The sequence below is a fragment of the Paenibacillus sp. LS1 genome (assembly GCF_026013365.1).
Taxonomy (GTDB): Bacteria; Bacillota; Bacilli; order Paenibacillales; family Paenibacillaceae; genus Paenibacillus.
Genome location: NZ_JAPDOE010000001.1, coordinates 196,317 through 216,871 on the forward strand (window position 1 = coordinate 196,317; position 20,555 = coordinate 216,871).

The 20,555-nt window shown below is 43.5% G+C and carries 18 protein-coding genes; 16 read left to right on the top strand and 2 right to left on the bottom strand.

What is annotated here, in order from left to right; all coding sequences use genetic code 11:
- Positions 1 to 86 precede the first annotated feature (86 nt).
- From OM416_RS00880 to OM416_RS00940, 13 genes are all read left to right on the top strand, one after another.
- Positions 87 to 1,370: an SGNH/GDSL hydrolase family protein gene (locus OM416_RS00880; RefSeq protein WP_264926195.1), complete on the top strand. Its 1,284-nt coding sequence runs from the start codon at positions 87 to 89 to the stop codon at positions 1,368 to 1,370.
- A 48-nt stretch (positions 1,371 to 1,418) separates the two neighbouring features.
- Positions 1,419 to 2,192 (top strand): alpha/beta hydrolase, encoded by a 774-nt coding sequence (locus tag OM416_RS00885; RefSeq protein WP_264926196.1) that lies wholly within the window; start codon positions 1,419 to 1,421, stop codon positions 2,190 to 2,192.
- A 70-nt stretch (positions 2,193 to 2,262) separates the two neighbouring features.
- A complete protein-coding gene (locus OM416_RS00890) occupies positions 2,263 to 2,898 on the top strand; it encodes a glycoside hydrolase family 11 protein (protein WP_264926198.1) in 636 nt (211 codons plus the stop codon).
- 138 nt (positions 2,899 to 3,036) lie between these two features.
- Complete coding sequence (locus tag OM416_RS00895; RefSeq protein ID WP_264926199.1) at positions 3,037 to 3,876, top strand: formylglycine-generating enzyme family protein; 840 nt, start codon at positions 3,037 to 3,039, stop codon at positions 3,874 to 3,876.
- 263 nt (positions 3,877 to 4,139) lie between these two features.
- The gene (locus OM416_RS00900) at positions 4,140 to 5,252 is read left to right on the top strand and encodes a response regulator (protein WP_264926200.1); all 1,113 of its coding nucleotides are present in this window, start codon (positions 4,140 to 4,142) and stop codon (positions 5,250 to 5,252) included.
- A 4-nt stretch (positions 5,253 to 5,256) separates the two neighbouring features.
- On the top strand, positions 5,257 to 7,038 hold the full coding sequence (locus OM416_RS00905) for a sensor histidine kinase (RefSeq protein WP_264926201.1): 1,782 nt from the start codon (positions 5,257 to 5,259) through the stop codon (positions 7,036 to 7,038).
- Positions 7,039 to 7,051: 13 nt separating this feature from the next.
- Positions 7,052 to 8,593 carry a response regulator gene (locus tag OM416_RS00910; RefSeq protein WP_264926202.1) on the top strand — a complete coding sequence of 514 codons (1,542 nt, stop codon included), beginning with the start codon at positions 7,052 to 7,054 and terminating at the stop codon, positions 8,591 to 8,593.
- Between the two features lie 139 nt (positions 8,594 to 8,732).
- Positions 8,733 to 10,388 carry an ABC transporter substrate-binding protein gene (locus tag OM416_RS00915; RefSeq protein WP_264926203.1) on the top strand — a complete coding sequence of 552 codons (1,656 nt, stop codon included), beginning with the start codon at positions 8,733 to 8,735 and terminating at the stop codon, positions 10,386 to 10,388.
- Positions 10,389 to 10,500: 112 nt separating this feature from the next.
- Positions 10,501 to 11,466 carry an ABC transporter permease gene (locus tag OM416_RS00920; protein ID WP_264926204.1) on the top strand — a complete coding sequence of 322 codons (966 nt, stop codon included), beginning with the start codon at positions 10,501 to 10,503 and terminating at the stop codon, positions 11,464 to 11,466.
- A gap of 12 nt (positions 11,467 to 11,478) precedes the next feature.
- Positions 11,479 to 12,381, top strand: coding sequence for a carbohydrate ABC transporter permease (locus tag OM416_RS00925; protein WP_062834432.1), 903 nt, complete (start codon positions 11,479 to 11,481; stop codon positions 12,379 to 12,381).
- 250 nt (positions 12,382 to 12,631) lie between these two features.
- Positions 12,632 to 13,006, top strand: coding sequence for a response regulator transcription factor (locus tag OM416_RS00930; protein WP_264926205.1), 375 nt, complete (start codon positions 12,632 to 12,634; stop codon positions 13,004 to 13,006).
- A complete protein-coding gene (locus OM416_RS00935; protein WP_264926206.1) occupies positions 12,996 to 13,631 on the top strand; it encodes a chemotaxis protein CheC in 636 nt (211 codons plus the stop codon). The genes OM416_RS00930 and OM416_RS00935 overlap by 11 nt, the downstream gene beginning before the upstream one ends.
- Positions 13,624 to 14,595: a diguanylate cyclase domain-containing protein gene (locus tag OM416_RS00940; protein WP_264926207.1), complete on the top strand. Its 972-nt coding sequence runs from the start codon at positions 13,624 to 13,626 to the stop codon at positions 14,593 to 14,595. The genes OM416_RS00935 and OM416_RS00940 overlap by 8 nt, the downstream gene beginning before the upstream one ends.
- 155 nt (positions 14,596 to 14,750) lie before the next feature.
- On the opposite strand, the gene OM416_RS00945 is transcribed toward OM416_RS00940, so the two are convergent.
- Entirely contained in the window at positions 14,751 to 15,422 is a 672-nt protein-coding gene (locus OM416_RS00945; RefSeq protein WP_264926209.1) for a Crp/Fnr family transcriptional regulator, read from the bottom strand.
- 184 nt (positions 15,423 to 15,606) lie between these two features.
- Between OM416_RS00945 and OM416_RS00950 the strand changes: the two genes are divergently transcribed.
- Complete coding sequence (locus tag OM416_RS00950) at positions 15,607 to 16,785, top strand: adenosylhomocysteinase (protein ID WP_264926210.1); 1,179 nt, start codon at positions 15,607 to 15,609, stop codon at positions 16,783 to 16,785.
- A gap of 676 nt (positions 16,786 to 17,461) precedes the next feature.
- On the opposite strand, the gene OM416_RS00955 is transcribed toward OM416_RS00950, so the two are convergent.
- A complete protein-coding gene (locus OM416_RS00955; protein WP_319951881.1) occupies positions 17,462 to 17,815 on the bottom strand; it encodes a helix-turn-helix domain-containing protein in 354 nt (117 codons plus the stop codon).
- Between the two features lie 264 nt (positions 17,816 to 18,079).
- On the opposite strand from OM416_RS00955, the gene OM416_RS00960 reads away from it, so the two are divergent.
- Both OM416_RS00960 and OM416_RS00965 read left to right on the top strand, forming a co-directional pair.
- On the top strand, positions 18,080 to 19,183 hold the full coding sequence (locus OM416_RS00960; protein ID WP_264926211.1) for a Gfo/Idh/MocA family protein: 1,104 nt from the start codon (positions 18,080 to 18,082) through the stop codon (positions 19,181 to 19,183).
- Between the two features lie 19 nt (positions 19,184 to 19,202).
- The gene (locus tag OM416_RS00965; protein WP_264926212.1) at positions 19,203 to 20,549 is read left to right on the top strand and encodes an NtaA/DmoA family FMN-dependent monooxygenase; all 1,347 of its coding nucleotides are present in this window, start codon (positions 19,203 to 19,205) and stop codon (positions 20,547 to 20,549) included.
- The last annotated feature ends 6 nt before the right edge of the window (positions 20,550 to 20,555 follow it).

Below are 20,555 nucleotides of genomic sequence, written 5' to 3' on the forward strand. Positions count from 1 at the left end.
CAGCACTAATAATAACGCAAGTTGTGAACCTTCACATGTTGTTCGAGGATGATCAGAATCTAGCCGAAAGGATGTGATGGCGAGTTATGCTCCAGGATTCAGGAGATATTGGTGGGAACACAGAATTCACTGCACCGCGCGATCCAGTGGGAGTGCCAGAGTCGACAGTCGAGCATGATATTGACTTTGGATCACATGGATATCGCAATATGATTGACCGATCTCTTCTGAACAAAGGAAATAATGTCAGATTAAAACGAGCCATTGAGAAGGCAAAAAACGGCGAGCCTGTCGTGATGGCTTTCATTGGAGGTTCCATTACCCAAGGTGCTGGTTCGGCACCGATTCATCTCCAAAGTTACGCTTATCGCTCGTATCAGTCATTCAAGTTTATGTTTGCGCTTTCAAAAGACAGTCCGATCCATCTGATTAAAGCAGGTGTGGGCGGAACACCTTCAGAATTGGGGATTGTACGTTATGATCGGGATGTGCTACGGGAAGGTACCGTTCAGCCGGATATTGTGATTATCGAATTCGCTGTCAATGACGCAGACGATGAAACCCAAGGCAATTGTTACGAAAGTCTGGTGCTCAAAGCACTTGCTGCAGATAACAAGCCAGCGGTCATCTTGCTATTCAGTGTATTCGAAAATGACTGGAATCTGCAGGATCGTCTCGCTCCAGTGGGCTGGCACTATGACTTGCCAATGGTAAGTGTAAAGGACGCTGTCGTAGATCAGTTCCACAAGACAAAAGGTGAGGGCAACGTTATTTCCAAGAAGCAATTTTTCCATGATATATATCATCCGACTAACTTGGGGCATCGCATCATGGCCGATAGTTTGGAATACTTGTTCGACGTGACGAATCGAACTGAGTGGGACGAGCAAGATCATGATATTGAAAAGGCACCGCTAATTGGAAATGGCTTTGTGCATGTAAAGTTGTTGGATCGGAAAAACGGCAACAATATCGCCCGAATCGATGCAGGTTCTTTTGATAAAACGGATACGGATCTGCAGATGGCTGAGATGGATGCTCATGACTATGGTACACCCCAGTTCCCCAACAACTGGTTGCGAACGGGAGAGGGGAACGACACCCAGAGCAGCTTTAAGATGAGTTTGCGGTGTAAACGACTTATTTTGGTCTTCAAGGATTCCGGTAACGACGAATTCGGAACCGCAAAGATCAAGGTAGATGGGAAATTCATCAAACAAGTCGACCCGCGACAGGTGAACTGGACCCATTGCCATGCCACACTCCTTTTTAACGAAGATCATGTCGGTGAACACTCCATTGAGATTGAAATGGCAGAAGGCCATGAACATAAATGCTTCACCATTCTGGGCTTTGGCTATGTGGATTAACTGAGGGTTGATAGTCACTCATAACGATATGTTCGGTGAGAAAGGAGAATGACATTGATATCATCAGCACCAGCGGGATATGACCAATATCGGGAGAATATACCGCGCGGAGTAATGGAAATTATAGACTATCCTTCAACAACGGTGGGAAATTCGCGTAAAGCGATGGTGTACACCCCACCACAATACTCTTCCACCAATGCGTATCCTGTACTCTACCTGTTGCATGGTATTGGTGGAGATGAAGCCGAATGGCATAATCATGGATCTCCGCAAATTATTCTGGATAATCTGTGCAGCGATAACTTGCTTGAGACGATGATTGTGGTCTTCCCTAACGGTCGTGCCATGGCTAATGACCGGGCTGAGGGAGACCTGTTTGATCCTGAGAAAATTCAGGCATTTGAAAGATTTGAATTCGATCTGCTTCATGATTTGATACCTTACATCGAGTCCAACTATCCTGCGTACACAAGCCGGGACAAGAGGGCGATTGCCGGTTTGTCCATGGGCGGAGGTCAGTCTTTGAATATCGGATTGGGCAATCTCGGCCATTTCGCATGGATCGGTGCTTTCTCCGCAGCTCCAAATACCAGACCACCAGAGATTCTTGTTCCCGATCCATCAGAAACCACGTCACTTCTCTCGCTGTTATGGTTCTCTTGCGGTGATCAGGACAATCTCATCAACATCAGTCTCGGAGTTCACCAATATTTGACACAACACGGAGTACCACACATTTGGCATGAGGAAAGTGGAGGACATGACTGGCCCGTGTGGAAGAATGATCTGTATTTGTTTACACAACGCTTATTCAAGTAAGTTACCAGGAGAATTTCATGTCGGTTGGCGTTTCACCCAAATCTATTAAAATATCAGGAGGTATTATCCTATGTTCAAATTCAGCAAAAAATTAATGACGGTTGTTCTTGCAGCTTCCATGAGTTTTGGCGTCTTCGCGGCAACATCCAGCGCAGCAACAGATTACTGGCAAAATTGGACAGATGGCGGAGGAACGGTCAACGCAGTGAATGGATCGGGCGGAAATTACAGCGTGAATTGGCAGAATGTAGGTAACTTTGTTGTCGGAAAAGGGTGGACATCTGGTACGCCGAATCGAGTGGTCAATTACAATGCCGGCGTATTTTCTCCTTCAGGTAACGGCTACCTCACCTTCTATGGTTGGACCCGAAACGCTCTAATTGAATATTACGTGGTGGACAGCTGGGGAACGTATCGTCCAACCGGAACGTACAAGGGCTCTATGACTAGTGATGGCGGAACATACGATATCTATACAACGATGAGATACAATGCACCTTCCATCGATGGTACGCAGACTTTCCCTCAGTATTGGAGTGTTAGACAGTCCAAGAGACCGACCGGAGTCAATTCTACCATTACGTTCAGCAATCATGTGAATGCGTGGGCGAGCAAAGGGATGAACCTTGGAAGTAGTTGGTCCTATCAGGTGATGGCGACGGAGGGGTATCAGAGCAGCGGAAGTGCTAACGTGACTGTTTGGTAAAAATGACGATGTGATGCAGATGAACGTCTGCATTTGCAATTGGAATTAATATATTCCGGAAGCGTTGAGGACCGCTATTCACCAGACTAACGGCCCTCGACGTTACCGGATTCAAGCTTGGCTAAGGAGGATAGTTGAATGAGAAAGCTGGTATGGTTAACTGTAATCACCATAGTTGTTAGTTTAACTGCCTGTTCAGCAAGTAACTCTGAATTAAATGATGATATGGTATTCGTCGAAGGAGGAGCCTTGAAGAGCAGTAAATCTAGTCAAATTGAACGAAAAGAAGAGCTGGACTCCTTCTATATTGGCAAATACGAAGTGACTCAACAAGAATGGATGGAGGTCATGGGGGAAAATCCGTCTGGCTTCAAGGGAGATGACCTGCCTGTTGAAATGGTGAGTTGGTATGACGCCGTGGAATACTGTAATCAAAAAAGTATAAAAGAAAACCTGAAACCTTATTACAACATAGACAAAGACACACAGGACACGAATAACCACAATGAAAACGACAATATAAAATGGAATGTAACGATTAATGATGACGCTAACGGTTACCGTTTACCGACAGAAGCAGAATGGGAGTATGCTGCAAGCGGAGGTCAAAAGAGCTTAGATTATACCTACAGTGGAAGTAATAATCCCGATGAGGTCGCTTGGTACTGGAAAAATGCCGGTGATACCATACTAAATGGTGATTGGAGCTGGCCCGCTATTGAGAGCAATCGTAATCAAACCCAAAAGGTCGGTACCCAGGAGCCTAATGAGTTAGGAATCTATGATATGTCTGGAAACGTGAGGGAATGGTGCTGGGACTGGTACAGTGATTCGGAGACTGCAAATCAATCTTGGCGAGTGGTAAAAGGCGGTGGCTGGATTGGCGGCGTTAATAATAATGAAATCTCATTCCGAGGCAAATTTGATGCAAATGGTTATGGTCCTGATCAAGGATTTCGGATCGTACGTGGAGAATAGCGTTCTTTTCCGAAAGGAGACCTGCTCACAGTTCTACCTATACTTCGTCGGGTGAAAACCTATACTTTATCAGGTTGTTGTGTGCAATTGTAAGCGTTACACTTGAATTGCATGTTATGAGCGTGTTGCTCTTCTAGTTGGGCGAGCAGACAACAATCCTGCTGTTGTTCTGCTGTTTAGCGTGTTCGAGAATAACTGGAATCTACTATATAGAGGTAGACAAGTTTCATGTAACTGATCACGGAGGAATGGCAGGTGAGGTAATGTACAAGGTTATTGTTGCGGATGATGAGCCGTTTATGCTAGAAGGATGGAGAACCATGATAGACTGGCAAGCCTGTGGATATGAACTCTGCGGGACAGCAACGGATGGAGAAGAAGCGCTTGCTTTATTCAATGCTGTTGAACCGGATCTTGTCGTTACTGACATTCAAATGCCTGTTATGGATGGTCTGGGCTTGATCCACACCTTGCGAGAGGATCTCGCCTACACCTCGAAAATTGTTATTGTTACAGGATACTCCGATTTCAATTATGCCAAGCAAGCTATACGGTATCAGGTCGATCAATATGTGCTTAAACCTCTTGTCCCTGAGGAAATTCACCAAATTCTTACGGAGATGATTGAGCCTCTGGACAAACGTAGGGAGGAGCTCAAACAGCAAGATGGGATCAAATTTACAGATGATGTTCATATAGATCATCTTAATGAACAACGAATAAGTGAAGAATATGATTTAGAGCAAATGATGAATATTGCCAAAGACATATTGGTATTAATTGAAGCGGGGGACACAGATCCCATCGATAATGCAGTGAGTGAATTGATGTTGATGACTGAGAACGCAGAGGTTTCATTGGAATGGATACACCATGTCATCCGATACATTCATGGCGAGTTGCTACGAAAATATGGTAAAAGGGAGGTTTGCAGAGAAATATTATGCGAGAAGGAATGGCATGAGACTGCAAGTTGGTCTCTCGGAACATTGCAAGAGCTATGTGTTCGGATATCTGAGCAATTATCCCAGCCTGATCTGAAAAAGTTGGGTACAGGGCGCCTTGTTGCGGAAGCCGTTCATGAACTGCAGCAACACTATAGAAGTAAAATTAAATTGCAAGATGTGGCTAATCGTATTCACGTTAATTCTGCCTATCTGGGTCAGCAGTTCAAGCGGGAGATGGGGGTCAGTTTCAGCGACTATGTACACCAGCTTCGAATTGCGGAGGCACGCAAACTTCTGCGACGTACCAACATGAAAATCACTGACATTGCATTCAAGCTTGGATATCATGATGCCGAGTATTTTACTCAAAAATTCAGAGCGCATACAGGGGAGCTTCCATCCGTCTATAAAAACAAAAACCAAGGGTGATCACATGCGCCACAAATTCTGGATGTTCCGTAACGTTAATGATATTCCTCTCCGATCTAAATTTCTGCTTATTTATGTACTTAGCATCCTCCTTCCGGTAATAACGATTAATATCTTCTTCTATCAACGAACCTCTGCGGACATCAAGATTCGAGAACAGGAAAATCTGCGTAAATCCATCGACAGAGCGGCGGGGGAGCTACTGGGCATGATTGATGAGAGCGTAGCTCTGAGCCGAATTATCGCGGCAGACGATTCTCTCTATGAGCTACTTGATCGAACCTATCATTCCCCCGTGGATTATTACAACGAGTACCATGCATTTCTGCGAGATAAATTAACACGTTATATGTCGGCCAATATTTTGGAGGTGCGTATCTATACCGAGAACGATACCATTCAGACCGGCAGCCATTATATCGTGATGAAAGACAAGAATATACTTCCCGGATTAAAACAGCTGAAATCCACCAGCGGCGGTATTCTGGTGGTGGACTATATTGAGCCATCCGGATTTAACGCCGGAAGAAGGATCAGCGTGATTGGCAAAATGGATACCTATACTTCGTATGCGAATTATGCAAAGTATTCCAAGATTGATCTGGAAGTTAGCCGGGTATACAGCATTTTAAATCGTGAATCAGACAGTCTTCAGCTTCGTCTGGTGGACAGCAACAATCGTACAGTCGTTTCAAGCGGAGATTTTGGTGAAAACGTATTGTCCCAACCAGTTGACGATTCGATATCTAAGGCAAGCGGGAATTCTGCTTACACGCTCGAAAAATCGTTGGGTAATCTCGCCTACCTGAAGGGCTGGAAATTGATTGGCGTTGCTGATACGCGCCACCTTGACCATTTGCTAAAAGAAGCCCTTCATTCCATTTTGGGGTTATTCGCCATAAGCATTGTGGTCCCGTCTGTGTTAATCTACATTATTTTGCGCTCCTACCACTATCGGATTCGCAAGCTCTCCAGACATATGGAGAAGGTTCGCAATGAACGATTCGATCTTATCGAAATTCAGGAGGGCCGCGACGAAATTGGCGGACTTATTCGTACGTTTAATATCATGATTGGTAAAATCCATACGCTTATCAATGACGTGTATAAACTGGAAATTCGTCAAAAAGACTTGGAACTGGATCAAGTAAGGACCGAATTGTCCATGCTCCAGAGTCAGATGAATCCCCATTTTTTATTTAACACATTGAATGCCTTGCTGGTCGTTAGTACAAAGAATGGATATACAGAAGTAGTTGAGATTATTAAAAGTCTGTCCATGCTGATGAGACAGCTACTCAGTCATTCTGATAATTTGATTCCTTTGCAAGAAGAGCTCCAATTTACGAACCTGTATCTTCAGATTGAGAAGTTTCGCTTTGGAGAACTGTTTGATTACACCTTCGAGGTTGATCCTGACGCAGCATCCTTGCTTATCCCTCGCATGAGTATTCAACCGCTCGTTGAAAATGCATGCAAACACGGATTGCAGGCGCGCAAAGATGGAAGACAGATCAAGGTGACGGCGAGACGAAACGCATCTGAGTTGGTTATTCAGGTCATTGATAATGGAATTGGTATGGATACGGGGAGACTAACCGAGCTTCTGAGAGATATTCGTTCTGAAAGACCGAGGAACGGCGAGCATGTAGGCCTGCGAAATGTCTATCGTAGGTTGGAACTCTTTTATGAAGGGAATGCGATCTTTGATCTAAGTAGTGTACCTGGAAAGGAGACTATCGCGGGATACCGTATACCGATCTCCAGGCTGGAACAGAGGAAATAGGAGGTAGACTCTCATGTATAAAGTGCTGTTAGTAGACGATGAACCTTATGCCATTGAAGGGTTACAGCTTCTGATCAACTGGGAAAAGTATGGTTTTGAAATCAAAGGTGTATGTGCTAACGGGGAGGAAGCCATTCGTATGATGCAACAAGACCGACCTGATCTCGTGGTGACAGATATTCGTATGCCTGTCATGAATGGCCTGGAACTGGTCGAAGAAGCACGGCGTTTGGAATATGAATCTGTACTGTTCGTCATCACGAGTGGATACAGTGACTTCAATTATGCCAGACAAGCTATTCGATTAGGTGTCTCCAACTATCTAACCAAGCCGGTTGATAGTGCAGAAGCAGAGGAAATGTTGGAACGACTCCGTTTGCAGTTGCAGGAACGTGAGAAGCAAGAGCTTGTTCGGGAACATGCAAAGGTGCAAAAGATCAAAGCATGTTTGTCCACACTGATCAGGGATAAACAGAATATATCGGAGCAGGAGATGTCTGAGTTCGCTCCTCATTTGAATAAGTCCCATTGGACCTACCTGCGGATTACTTTCCAGGGAGATGTTCAGGAAGCTTCTTCAGTTGCTGAACAAACGGCTGAACTTACAACCTGTTGTTATGTAATAGATAGAACAAGAGGCACATTGGGACTTGTATGGGGAGTGGAAGCGCTCAGCAGAAGCGAGGCATCTGAATCCATCAAAGCTTACACCCAGCGCTTATTGAACAACATGCAAAATAACGGCTGTGAAGATATTCATATCGCCGTCGGGTTAATGGTCAGCAATCTTGAACAATTATCTGAATCCTTCCACACCGCACAGGAAGTTGGACGTTATTTGTTTTTTAACCAAGAGTGTCTTTTGTTTGCCGAAGATATCGAATTGGAGAAGTGGCAGTTTGATCCGGAAACTATGTCAGAGGTTGATCGTATTGCCGATCTGCTTGAGAACGGTTCTGTAGATGAACTCTCAAGTTCCATTCGGGATGTCTTTGAACTGTTTCTGCAGATGAAGGTTGCGCCAGAGATTGTACATATTTTCTCCACACATATCATGTTCCATGGACACTCCCTATGTAAAGAATTGGGAGGAGAGCCTAATGCTCTAATGAATGATTCGGCGAGCCGAATTCTGGAGAAGAGTCATCGAAATATAGAAGAGGTTGCTAGCAATCTGGAACATTTCTGTTTGCAGTGCAAATCGGAACTGGCTATTCTGCGTGAGAGACAAGTTGGGGGCATTCAGGCAAAGGTAGCTGAATATGTGCAGACGTATTACAGGGAGACCTTTACGATCCAGGAGCTCGCAGAACGATTCTACGTGAACCCGGTCCATTTAGGCCAATCCTTTATACGCAAGTACGGCAAAGGCGTAATAGAGGTGGTTCATGATCTGAGAATGGAAGAAGCGAAACGTCTGCTCCAGGACACAAATCAGACATCAAGTGCAATTGCAGAACAGGTAGGATATCGCAGTTACCAGCATTTTCTCAAACATTTCGAAAAACGCACAGCCATGAAACCTTTGGAATACAGGCAAAAGTTCACGACTTAATCCGACAAAGAAAAGAACCCCTCCTGATGAAGACCTGCAATTACAGGGGGGTGAAACTTAAATGTATATATTTTGTAACCGCATACATTTCTTCATACTAAAAACAGTAAGACATACTACTTCCAAGGAGGGCAAGTACATGGGGGGACTGAAAAAAAAGAAGCTTTGGGGTTCCGTATCACTCGTTCTGGCTTTAAGTTTGGCACTGGCAGGATGCAGTGGTGACAATGAGAAAGCGACTACACCGGATGGTAAAGAGGTATTGAACATCTCGGCCTTTATCGGAACGCCGAATCAGGCGCCAGCTAAAGATAACCGAATCTACAAGAAGATCCAGGATGAACTCGGCGTCAATCTTGAGATGGAGTTTCTGGTAGGTGATCTTCAACAGAAGCTCGGCGTTATGATCGCCGGGGGTGATTTCCCTGACTTGATCACAGCAGACACCAAATTGGTCTCAGCTGGTGCGGTCATTCCACTGGAAGATCTGATCGAGGAGCATGCACCCAATCTGAAGAAGCATTTCGGTAAAGACTGGAACCGGATGAAAGACTCCAGTGACGGACATATTTACTGGTTGCCTAACTATGGCGTGTATACAGGGGAGTTCATTAGTAACTATTATTCTGGCCCTGCCTTCTGGATTCAGAAGTCCGTACTGAAGGATGCCGGGTACCCGACTCCTAAAACGCTGGATGAATTCACACAGTTGATCCGTGATTACGCAGCCAAGAATCCAACCATTGATGGTCAACCGACAATTGGCTTTACTACACTGGCTTCAGACTGGCGGACGTTCCCATTGCTTAATCCACCAGAGCATCTTACAGGTCACCCCAATGATGGCGGTGTGGTTGTAGATGAGAATGGAGTGGCGAGTGTTTTTGCCGACAAGGACATCTCCAAACGATATTATAAGGAACTGAACACATTGTATAATGATGGATTGCTGGATAAAGAAGCCTTTGTTCAGAACTACGACCAATACTTGGCCAAAATCTCATCAGGACGCGTACTTGGCATGTTCGATCAGCACTGGAATTTCCAATCCGGTGAAGACCCACTCGTAGCTCAGGGTAAGATTGGTCAGACCTACGTAGGCTTCCCGCTAGTCTATGATACAAGTATTACAGATCATTATCTGGATCGTCCGGTTATCAACTTGAATAATGGTTTTGGTATCAGTAAAGATGCTGAAGATCCTGTAGCACTCATCAAATTCCTCGATAAGCTTATGGACGAGAAGTATCAGAAGCTCCTGTCATGGGGTGAAGAGGGTGTGGATTATCAGGTAAATGAAGAGGGAAGATTCTATCGTACGCCAGAGCAACGGAAAGAGCAGGACGATCCCGCATGGAGATTGATCAACAAAGCAGAAGGTTTCTACGCTGCGGCACCGAAGCTCGAAGGAACATTTGAAGATGGCAATGCGATTGGAGCGATCAACCAACCTGAGGAATTCTATGATAACCTCAAACCGGAAGATAAAGAACTTCTGGACGCATACGGCTTCAAAACATGGAGTGACTTCTTCTCTCCTGCACCAGAGAATCCGGTGTACTATCCAGCATGGCAGGTCGATCTGAAAGAAGGCTCGGATGCTGCGGTAGCGAACAAGCAAATGACAGACACTTCATTAAAATTCTTGCCTAAGGCAATCATGTCAAAACCGGATGAGTTCGATAACATATGGACTGAATATGTAGACGCTTACAAGAAAATTAATGTTCAATCGTATGAAGACCGAATTAATGAACAATTGAAATGGAGAATCGAGAACTGGTCTGTTAAATAAAAAAATGCGGCAATGATTCCCCTCGGAAGGTATCAACCAAAGGAATCTCAGGCGGGTGCCTTCCGGGAAGATCATGCATAATGTCGCTGCAAGCCAATAGGAGGAGTGAAAGATGGCGAACACGCCTGGAGCCATACCGGAGCAAACTACCCGTACAGCCGTTGCCAAAACACCATTATTAAAACGGTTGCGCGGACAAAGACAACTGATGTTCATGTCATTGCCCATCGTTGCGTACATTCTCGTATTCTCGTATTATCCCATTTGGGGTTGGGTTATGGCCTTTCAGAATTATAGTCCTGCCAAGAGTTTCTCCCAACAGGAATGGGTCGGGCTCAAGCACTTCAAGTTTTTGCTGACAGATGATGCATTTCTAAACGTGCTTCGTAATACCATTGCGATGAGCGTAATCAATATGGTACTCGGATTTGCGACAGCAATAATATTCGCCATTTTACTTAATGAGATCAAACATAAGTTCTATAAGCGAACCATTCAAACGATATCGTATTTGCCTCACTTTCTCTCATGGATCATTGTGACAGGCATCGTGGCAAGCTCCCTGTCTGTAGACGGCGGGATTGTCAATGTGGTGCTCATGAAGCTGAACATCATTCAAGAACCGATCATGTGGCTTAGTGTTCCCGAGTACTTCTGGGGCATTGTAGGCGCATCTCATGTGTGGAAAGAAGTAGGCTGGAATGCCATTATCTATTTGGCGGCCATCACGTCTATCGATCCCTCGCTTTATGAAGCGGCAGAGATTGATGGTGCGAACCGATATAAGAAAATGCTGTATGTGACTTTACCCGGAATCAAATCCATTGTTATCATTTTGCTGATCATGAATATGGGCTGGATTTTGGAAGCTGGATTCGAAGTTCAGTATCTGTTGGGTAATGGTGTGGTTGTGGATTGGTCACAGACGATAGATATATTTGTCCTGAAATACGGACTTCAGATCGGGAATTATTCTTTGGCTACCGCGGCAGGTATATTCAAGACGGTGGTTAGTATTACGCTGATCTTTGCAGCGAATTCTATTTCCAAACGGCTCGGGGAAGACCGATTAATATAAGGGGGACTAGAGATGGGAATCAATAAATCTCGGCTTGAACCGATTGTCTTCCATACGTTAAACGGTATACTGATGATCGCAATCGCGATCGTTACCCTGTATCCGTTTGTGAATACACTCGCTGTATCGTTCAATGCCGGTAATGACACCATCCGGGGTGGGATTTATCTATGGCCTCGGGTATGGACAGATCAAAACTACAGAGCTGTATTTGCAGGAGGGACCATCTTCAGCGCCTTTGGCATCTCGGTAGCGAGAACGGTGCTCGGAACAGTCTTGAGTCTGTTTCTGACCTCCATGCTGGCGTACACATTAAGCCGAAAGGATTATATTTTACGGAAACCAATCACCATTTTCGTTGTACTTACAATGTATTTCAGTGCAGGACTTATTCCAACCTACTTCCTAATGAAAGATTTACATTTGTTAAACAACTTCCTGGTGTACATTATCCCTGGGCTGATCAGTGCCTTTAATATGATTGTTATCCGAACCTATATCCAGACACTGCCCGAAGGACTAATTGAATCGGCCAAAATCGATGGTGCTGGAGATTTCAGAACATTCATATCCATTATTCTACCGCTGTGCCAACCGGTTCTGGCTACGGTTGCACTGTTCATTGCGGTGGGTCAATGGAACTCCTGGTTCGATACGTTTCTGTATGCGTCTTCTAAGCAAAACCTGAGCACTCTGCAATATGAGTTGATGAAACTTCTTTCTTCTTCCATGAACTCCAACAGCAGTGCAGCCGTTGCCAATGGTGCAGATCTCGGGGCTGCGCGTAACATGGTTACACCTGTATCTATTCGGGCAGCGATTACGATTGTAGCCGCATTGCCGATCTTGGTCGTCTATCCATTTTTGCAAAAGTATTTTGTTCATGGCTTGCAGCTTGGTGGGGTAAAAGAGTAAACTTAGATGCAGTTGCAGATAACCGATCAAAAACGGTCACGATGGTGACCGTTTTTTTTATGTTTTCAAGCGTCAGACGATGCCATGTCAATTGTGCACAAATCTAATCTGTTCAATAATGTTGTTGACAATTAAATTAAAGTTACTATACTTTATATTTACTTGATTCACCAGTCAGTCTCTCAAGAACTGTGAACAGCGCCTGACAATCCCGAACTCTTACCATTTTATCGAGGAGATTGAAGAGAAAATGAAAGTATTAATTGTGGAAGACTCCATATTCGTACAGAAATTGCTTCGAAAGCTGATTGTTGATCATATTCCAGAATGCGAGATTCAGATTGCTAGCAATGGAGAGCAAGGATATAACCTATTTCAGGATTTCCGACCTGATTTTATAACAACCGACCTGCTGATGCCTGGCTTGAACGGACAAGAAATGCTGCGAATGATCCGGGAAACGGATAGCGAAGTCAAGATTATTATTCTATCTGCAGACATTCAGAAGACGACTCGGGATGAAGTAGAGAATCTGGGGATCTCCGGATTTTTAAATAAACCGTTAACCGCGGAAAAGGCAAATACATTGATTCAACTGATTCAGGCGGCCTATCATGCTGAATGATTTACAGAAGGATTTGCTTACTGAACTTGTGAACGTTTACGTGGGACAAGCGGCTAACATGTTGTCAGAGATTGTAGACAAACGTATCGTTTTGAATATTCCGGAAGTGGAGCTGATCTCCATATCGGATGTTGATCCTGGAGATCGAAGATACAACATTTTCTTCAGTGAAGGTCATCTGTTCAGGTCGTCTTTGCAGTTTGGCTACGAATTTCAGGGAAAAGCATTTCTGATGTTTCCTGTTGAGCAGGCTAAAGTGCTGGCCAATATCTGTCTTGGAGAACTGGGTGAGACCATTATACCGGATGATCCGAGCTTGATGGATACCGATCTGGACGTGCTAAAAGAAGTTAGTAATGTGCTGCTTAATGCCATTATTGGAGAATTCGGAAATTTCCTGGAGATCAAACTGGAATATGTACTGCCTGATATTGAGCTGATCTATGTCACCAATTCAGATCAACAAATACTTTTGCAGAATGAAGTATATGTGCTGGTGCTGCACACGTCGTTTTTACTTGCCGATACCGATGTGACAGGCATTATTGTTATAGCGCTGAGTATGAACTCCATATCGAGCCTGTTGGCCAAAATGGACGCTTTGCTGGAGGCAGACCATGGGTAATCTCGTATCACAAGCTTTGAACAAAGCCAATATGGGAATTATGATTGTCGACAGGCAACTGAAAGTTGTGGTGTGGAATGGCTGGCTGGAACGCCTTACTGGCAAGAGTAGGGAAGAAGTCGTTGGCCAGAATCTGCTTGAAGTGTGTCCACGCTTTAAGTCCAATGTCTACCTGAATATTTTGCAAAATGCGCTGTATCATGGTCAGAGCAGGTTTTGTTCAAGCGCTTTACATAAAGCGTTTATTCTCCCTAGTGAAGGCGAGGATGAACATTTAATCAGGCAAAATATGCATGTTGAACCGCTCTATCAGGAAGATCGCTGTTATGCCCTTATTCAGATTACTGATATGACAAACATGAATACCCGGGTATATAAACTTAAAAACCTGATTAAGGAACTGGAGACCGAGTACACCAAAATCAAAATTTCCGAGAAGATCAGCAAGCATATGTCTTTGCATGATCCACTTACGGGTCTGCCTAACCGTCTTGCTTATAATGACCGTCTTGCATGGTCCATCAGCAATGCCCAAAGAAATGATAGCAAACTTGCTGTCATGTTTGTGGATGCTGACGGTTTCAAGCAAGTGAATGATACGTATGGACACGATGTTGGTGATCAAGTGTTGCTGGAGATGGCAAAGCGATTAAGTGAAACGATTCCAACGACAGACACTGTAGCACGTCTCGGCGGGGATGAATTCATCATATTAAGCCACCTGAAGGATGATCATGACGCTGAAATCATTGCCAAACAATTGGAGGCTGCATTCAGCACCCATTTCAAGATTGCCGGAAATTATATCAATGTTTCGATCAGTATTGGCATTAGCCTTTTTCCAAAGCATGGACAGGAACCTTCCGAACTTTTGAGACATGCGGATCGAGCCATGTACAAGATTAAAAAGAATGGCAAGAACGGATACGGAATCTTTGAACCAGAAATTGATCAAGAAATCTAAATATGTCTTTTAATAAAGTTGCTACAATAGCAACTTTATTTGTGTATACAATTACCATAAGAAAAAATACGTTTTCTCCTAAACGGTGAACGCCTGGTTCCTTCATATTTGAAAGGGCAGGCGTTTTTTTTATATAAGCTTTGAATCATTTATTTTTAAAAATCGGTTGAATATCGATGTAACTGCTCCATATCCAACACCTTTATTGTTCTATTTTCCTTAATGATGATCTGCTCCTCGGCCAAATCGCTTAACAATCTTCTAATATGTCGATCGGAGATGCCCATCATGCTTGAAATATCTTTCATGACAAAAGGAATCGTTACTGCTTCAAATTTTTCCGAGGTTTGTAGAATATATTTACACAGCTTATTTTTTGCAGGATACAGCAATGACCTTGCATTTTTTACTGAAGACTTCATGAGTTTATCCGTGAGAACCGTACACATATGCGATAAAAAAGAGACTGATTTGGTCAAATGCGAATGTACAATCTGCAAAGGGATCAGTAGAATGGTTGACTGTACAACAGCGACAGCAGTATGAAGATAATTGCATTGTTGAAAAAATTCCAAGTCACCCAACACTCCGTTTTTTTCTACATAATCGACAACGGCTACGTTTCCTTGATCAGAATAATTGTGAATGGCGACCCTGCCTTCAATTACGATATAAAAGTACTGCAATTCGTTGCCTGAGACGACAACCGTCTCGTTTTTCTTATACATTTTCACTTGCAATGTGGTCAAAGCTTCATCGGTAATGATTTCTTGTAAATTCGCTTTGAGAACGGCAGCTGTGATATCAGGATGAACCTTTATGGGCATAACACGTGAGGACTCCTTCGCTAACTATTGTAGATCGTCCATTTTCTCCCGATCATCATACATAAAGTGATTATTTGATGTACTCTCCAAAAGGCGGACATTTGTCCTTATTAACAGCCCTTTTTTAATATTATACTTACCTCGAATTATAAAACAACGGAGTGGTACATAGGGGGAGCTTGTGATGAACAGTATTGTTGATGATCAAAGTTTGGCTAGTGCGGGGTTAGTGAGAATGCAGTGGTTTAGAGAGAGAATGCCATTGGTCACAGAAGTGAATCAATTGTTTCAAGAGCAGCAAGTCCTTAAAGGAATGACTATTGCGATCAGTATGCATATTGAGCCCAAAACGGGATTTTGGGTAGAGGGTCTTCTAGCTAGTGGGGCTGCCCATATCTATTTAGTCGGGTGTCTTGGAACAACGAAGAAGGATACCGCTGCATATTTGGCATCACTCTCTAATGTTACGGTTTTAGCGAAAGAAGGAGATTGTTATGACGATCACAAACGTTACCTACAGATGGTCATGGAACATAAAATCGATCTCTTCCTCGACAATGGTGCAAGCCTGATTCTTGCTCACGATGAACTGAAACCTGATTGGAACCCAATTGGTGCAAACGAAGAGACACGTACAGGAAAGTTGTTGATTGAGAAGAGTGGGGTACAGCCTGATTATCCCGTGATCGTGATTGATGACTCGCCCTTGAAGCAGACTTTTGAGAACGCGCTGGGTGTTGGACAGTCTGTTGTAGATGGTTTCATGCGCACAACCAGTCTTCTCGTTGGAGGGAAAAAGGTTCTTGTTGTGGGATACGGATATTGCGGCAGCGGCATTGCTAAAAAGTTCCGGGGATTAGGCGCGACTACGTTAGTCTATGACATGAATCCTGTTTATCTCTTAAATGCAAAAACAGACGGGCATTGGGTCGGCGAACTGCACGAATTAATTCCCGAAGCGGATGTGATCATTACAGCAACTGGATCTTTTAATGTTATTACCGAGCAGCATATACCTTTGTTCAAAGAAAAAGTCATTCTTGCTAACTCAGGGCACTACGGGTTTGAAATCAATGTGGAAGAATTGAAAAAAGCTTCTCAGTCCGTTGAAGTCGTCAAAGATGGCATTGAACGAATAACTTTCACAGAGAAAAGTATTTATGTACTTCACAATGCCAATCCTGTTAATCTGGCAGGAGCTGACGGTAATCCCATTGAGATTATGGACATGGGCTTTGCACTAATTTCTTATTCTGCCTATCGAATAATTACGAATGTGGAATCACTGCAACATGGTTTGCAGCCCGTACCAAAAGATATTGATGGTCAAGTTAGTAAGTTATTTATGAAATCTATACAATAGAGAAGTCGACTTGAGATATACCCCTAGAATAAAATTGGGTAACTACGATCTATCTTATGATATTCTGGGGGAACATAGCTGAATTGGTTAAGAGTATAGAAGGTTGATTCTTAAGCTATGATTTCTATTTCGTTTGATGTAAGATTGACAAGGAATTAAGTTTATATTTTTACATATGAAGTTGAAAAAGTAGCTATTAAGAAATGTAGTAAGAAATTAGCCAGGGATACTTATAAAGGAGTGCACAGATTGAACGAAATAGTTAGTATGTTAATTATATTTTTGGTGTTGTTTTACTATATCCTATTAAAATACGGAATACCGATTATCTTAATAATAGTTGGGTATTTCATATTCCAAGGTTACAAGAAGCGCAGGGGTGTAAGAACGAGCGATAAGTCGGTGGCTCCTGATGGTAAGCAAGCTAATATTAAACCATAGGATTAATGTTGGTATGACCACATTTAGAGGGACCAGAGCATGGCCCAATTGAGAGCCGCTATATTAGCGGCTTTTTTGGTTATTATTAGAAAAGGAGAAAACATATCCTCCCCCCTTAACAAAGATAAGTAATAAGGAACCCTATTGATCATATTGATGTGCCTATACTGGCTGAAAATGCTATTGTTGACTGAAATTGATCATATAAACATCTTTTTCACGTCGTGTTCTAAGCTTACGTTGTCTCGCCGTATTCTTTACCGTAGTCCGCCATCTTTTCAAGGATCGGAAGTAATTTAATTCCTTTGTCTGTTAATGAGTACTCGACCCGTGGAGGAACTTCCGGATAGACATCACGTTGAATAACACCATCATTCTCCAACTCTTTAAGCTGCTTCGTGAGAGAGCCTTGAGATAGATCCCCAAGGAATTTTTTGATATCCGTATAACGACGTGTTTCATCTTTTAGATACCATAATATAAAATATTTCCAACGACCGGAAAGAACATTCTGAGTAAACGCTATGGCGTACATGTCACTTTTTCCATCTATAAACTCTTGATCAAATCCATCATTGCATACTCTCATTGCTATCGCTCCTAATCCAAAGGTACAAAAAGATGTACTATGTTCACTTAAATTGCCCTCTTTGCAAACGAAACAAAAACATCTAAGATGATGTCAACACCACAACAACTTTAGTTTACCTAAAATGTGAAAGAATAATAATGTATCTCGATTGGATAGTTAGCAAGCTAAATAAATATATCATAAAAAGGAGTGACTGATAAGGGCTGGAGACAAACCGATATTCGACCATAACATAAATTGTAACAAGGGGATGTTTTAACAATGAGTGAAAAAATTCGTACAGGTATCATAGGGGCCTCCATTAATAACGGGTGGGCGAGTGGAACACATATTCCAGCTATTCAGCATTTGGATGAATTCGAGCTTACAGCGGTTGGGACAAGTAATATGGTGAGTGCAAAGAAAAGCGCAGAAGCTTTCTATGCAGATCATGGCTTTGATAATATGGAGGAGTTGGCTCAGCATCCTAATGTGGATATGGTAGTTGTCAGTATTAATGTCAAGGAACATTATAACGCCGTTAAAGCCGTCGTGCCTGCTGGCAAACCAATCTATTGTGAATGGCCACTGGGGTCGAATACAGATGAAGCCTTGGAAATGCAGGAATGGATAGCGTCCGCACAATTGCCAAATGCGATTGGATTACAGGCCAGACAAGCTCCGGCCGTTCAATATGTAAAAGATTTATTGGCAGAAGGTTATGTAGGTAAAGTGTTATCTGCCAACCTGAAGATCTCTATAGATGGCATGGGTGGCGTTGGTGACAAGTCGAGTGCGTACTTGTTTGACCGGAAAGTTGGAGGGAACTTGCTGACCATTGTAGGTGGACACAATCTGGATGCATTTACCTATATGCTTGGGGACTTCACAGAATTGTCTGCCACCAACGCTCAACAGTTTCCAGAAGTTGAATTGGTTGATATTCAGAAAGTCATCAAGAAAACAACGGATGATCAGATCATGATTACAGGAAAATTGACTAATGGTGCAGCAGCCAGCGTTCATATTCAAGGTGGAGTTAAACATCAGACAGGACTCACACTTGAAATTTTCGGAGACAACGGCACGATTGTTCTGAGCGCCCCTGCATCCATTCAATTCGGATCACATCAATTACGCGGTGCAGGATCTACGGACAACGAGCTTCGTGAACTAACCATTCCCGATGCCTATTACTCGGCTCCACATTCTCTATATAACGACTCCGGAATTGTTCTAAATATGGCTCAGGCTTATCGTAAGTTTGCCAAAGATATTCAAGAAGGTACTACCTTAGCACCTACTTTCTCCGATGCGGTGAAACTTCATCAGTTACTGGATGCCGTCGAGAAATCAGCCCAGACAGGTGAACGCCAATTTCTATAATCATCAAGGAGAAAACGTTATGAATAAAAGAAGTGAAATGCAACTGGCTTTACAGATGGTTTCGGGTTATGGAGCCGAATTTAGCGCATGGAGAATGCCTGGCACGGATCCTGCAGCTTACACCAATATGGATAGTTATGTAGAACGGGCTAAATTGGCTGAACAAGGAAAATTTCAAATGATTTTCATCGCTGATACTCCAGGATTATCCAATAATTTAGGCCCACAGACACCTATGTTCCCTATGGACCCCATGTTGGCACTGATGGCAGTAGCAAGAGAGACACAACACATCGGGCTTGTGGCTACCCTCTCTACAACATTTAACTATCCCTACAACATTGCACGTCAGTTCAAAGCACTGGATGTTATCAGTCATGGACGTGTGGGATGGAATGCGGTTACCACATCCGATCCTGCAGCAGCGGCAAACTTTGGGGCACGTGTGGCAAGTCGCCAGGAACGCTACGACAGAGCACATGAAAGCATCCAGATTGTTCAGTCCTTATGGGGAAGTTGGGAATCAGATGCTTGGACGTTAGATGTGGAGGGAGGGGAATTTGCGGATATGGACAAAATCCAGACTATAAACCTTCAGGGTCAATATTATGCATCTCGTGGTCCTTTGCCCATTCCGCCCTCTGAGCAAGGGCAACCAGTGATTTTCCAGGCAGGGGGAGGAGGTGAAGGATTAGAACTAGCTGGGAAATATGCTTCGGGAGTGTACGCCAATCCTTATGATATTACGTCTGCCCGTGAACACAGACAAGCCATAAGGCAAAGTGCTGCACGTTTCGGTCGAAACCCCGATGATATCAAAATGTTTGCAGGTTTTATGTTTTCTCTGGCTTCAACGGAGGAAGAAGCTCTGGATCGTCGGAAACAGCTTATGAGTTTCAATCCTCAGGAAATCCCCAGCAGGGTAAGTTACCTCGGATCCATGGTTGGTTTACCCTTATCGGTAAACTCCGTAGATATAGATCAACCTTTAGCGGGAGATTTCTTGAAAAATGCATATGCCAACCCCATGGACCCACGTTCTCCGAGAGCCTTAAAGTTATTAAAAGAAGGACTCTCTGTAAGGGATGTTCTCGCTCACGGGGTCATCAACTATCATCCGGTTGTTGCAGGCACCCCGACACAGGTTGCTGACTTCTTGGAAGAATGGTTTTTGGCTGAAGCATGTGACGGATTCTCAGTCGTGCCCGATGTATCTTTTGATGGCGTTGCAGATTTTGTGAATCAGGTAGTACCTATCTTGCAGGAGCGCGGTTTGTTCCATAAGGAATATGAAGGGAAAACACTACGCGAGAATATGGGCGTTCCTTACGAATACGGATTGCAGGAAAATGGAATCAACGAATAAAGGAGA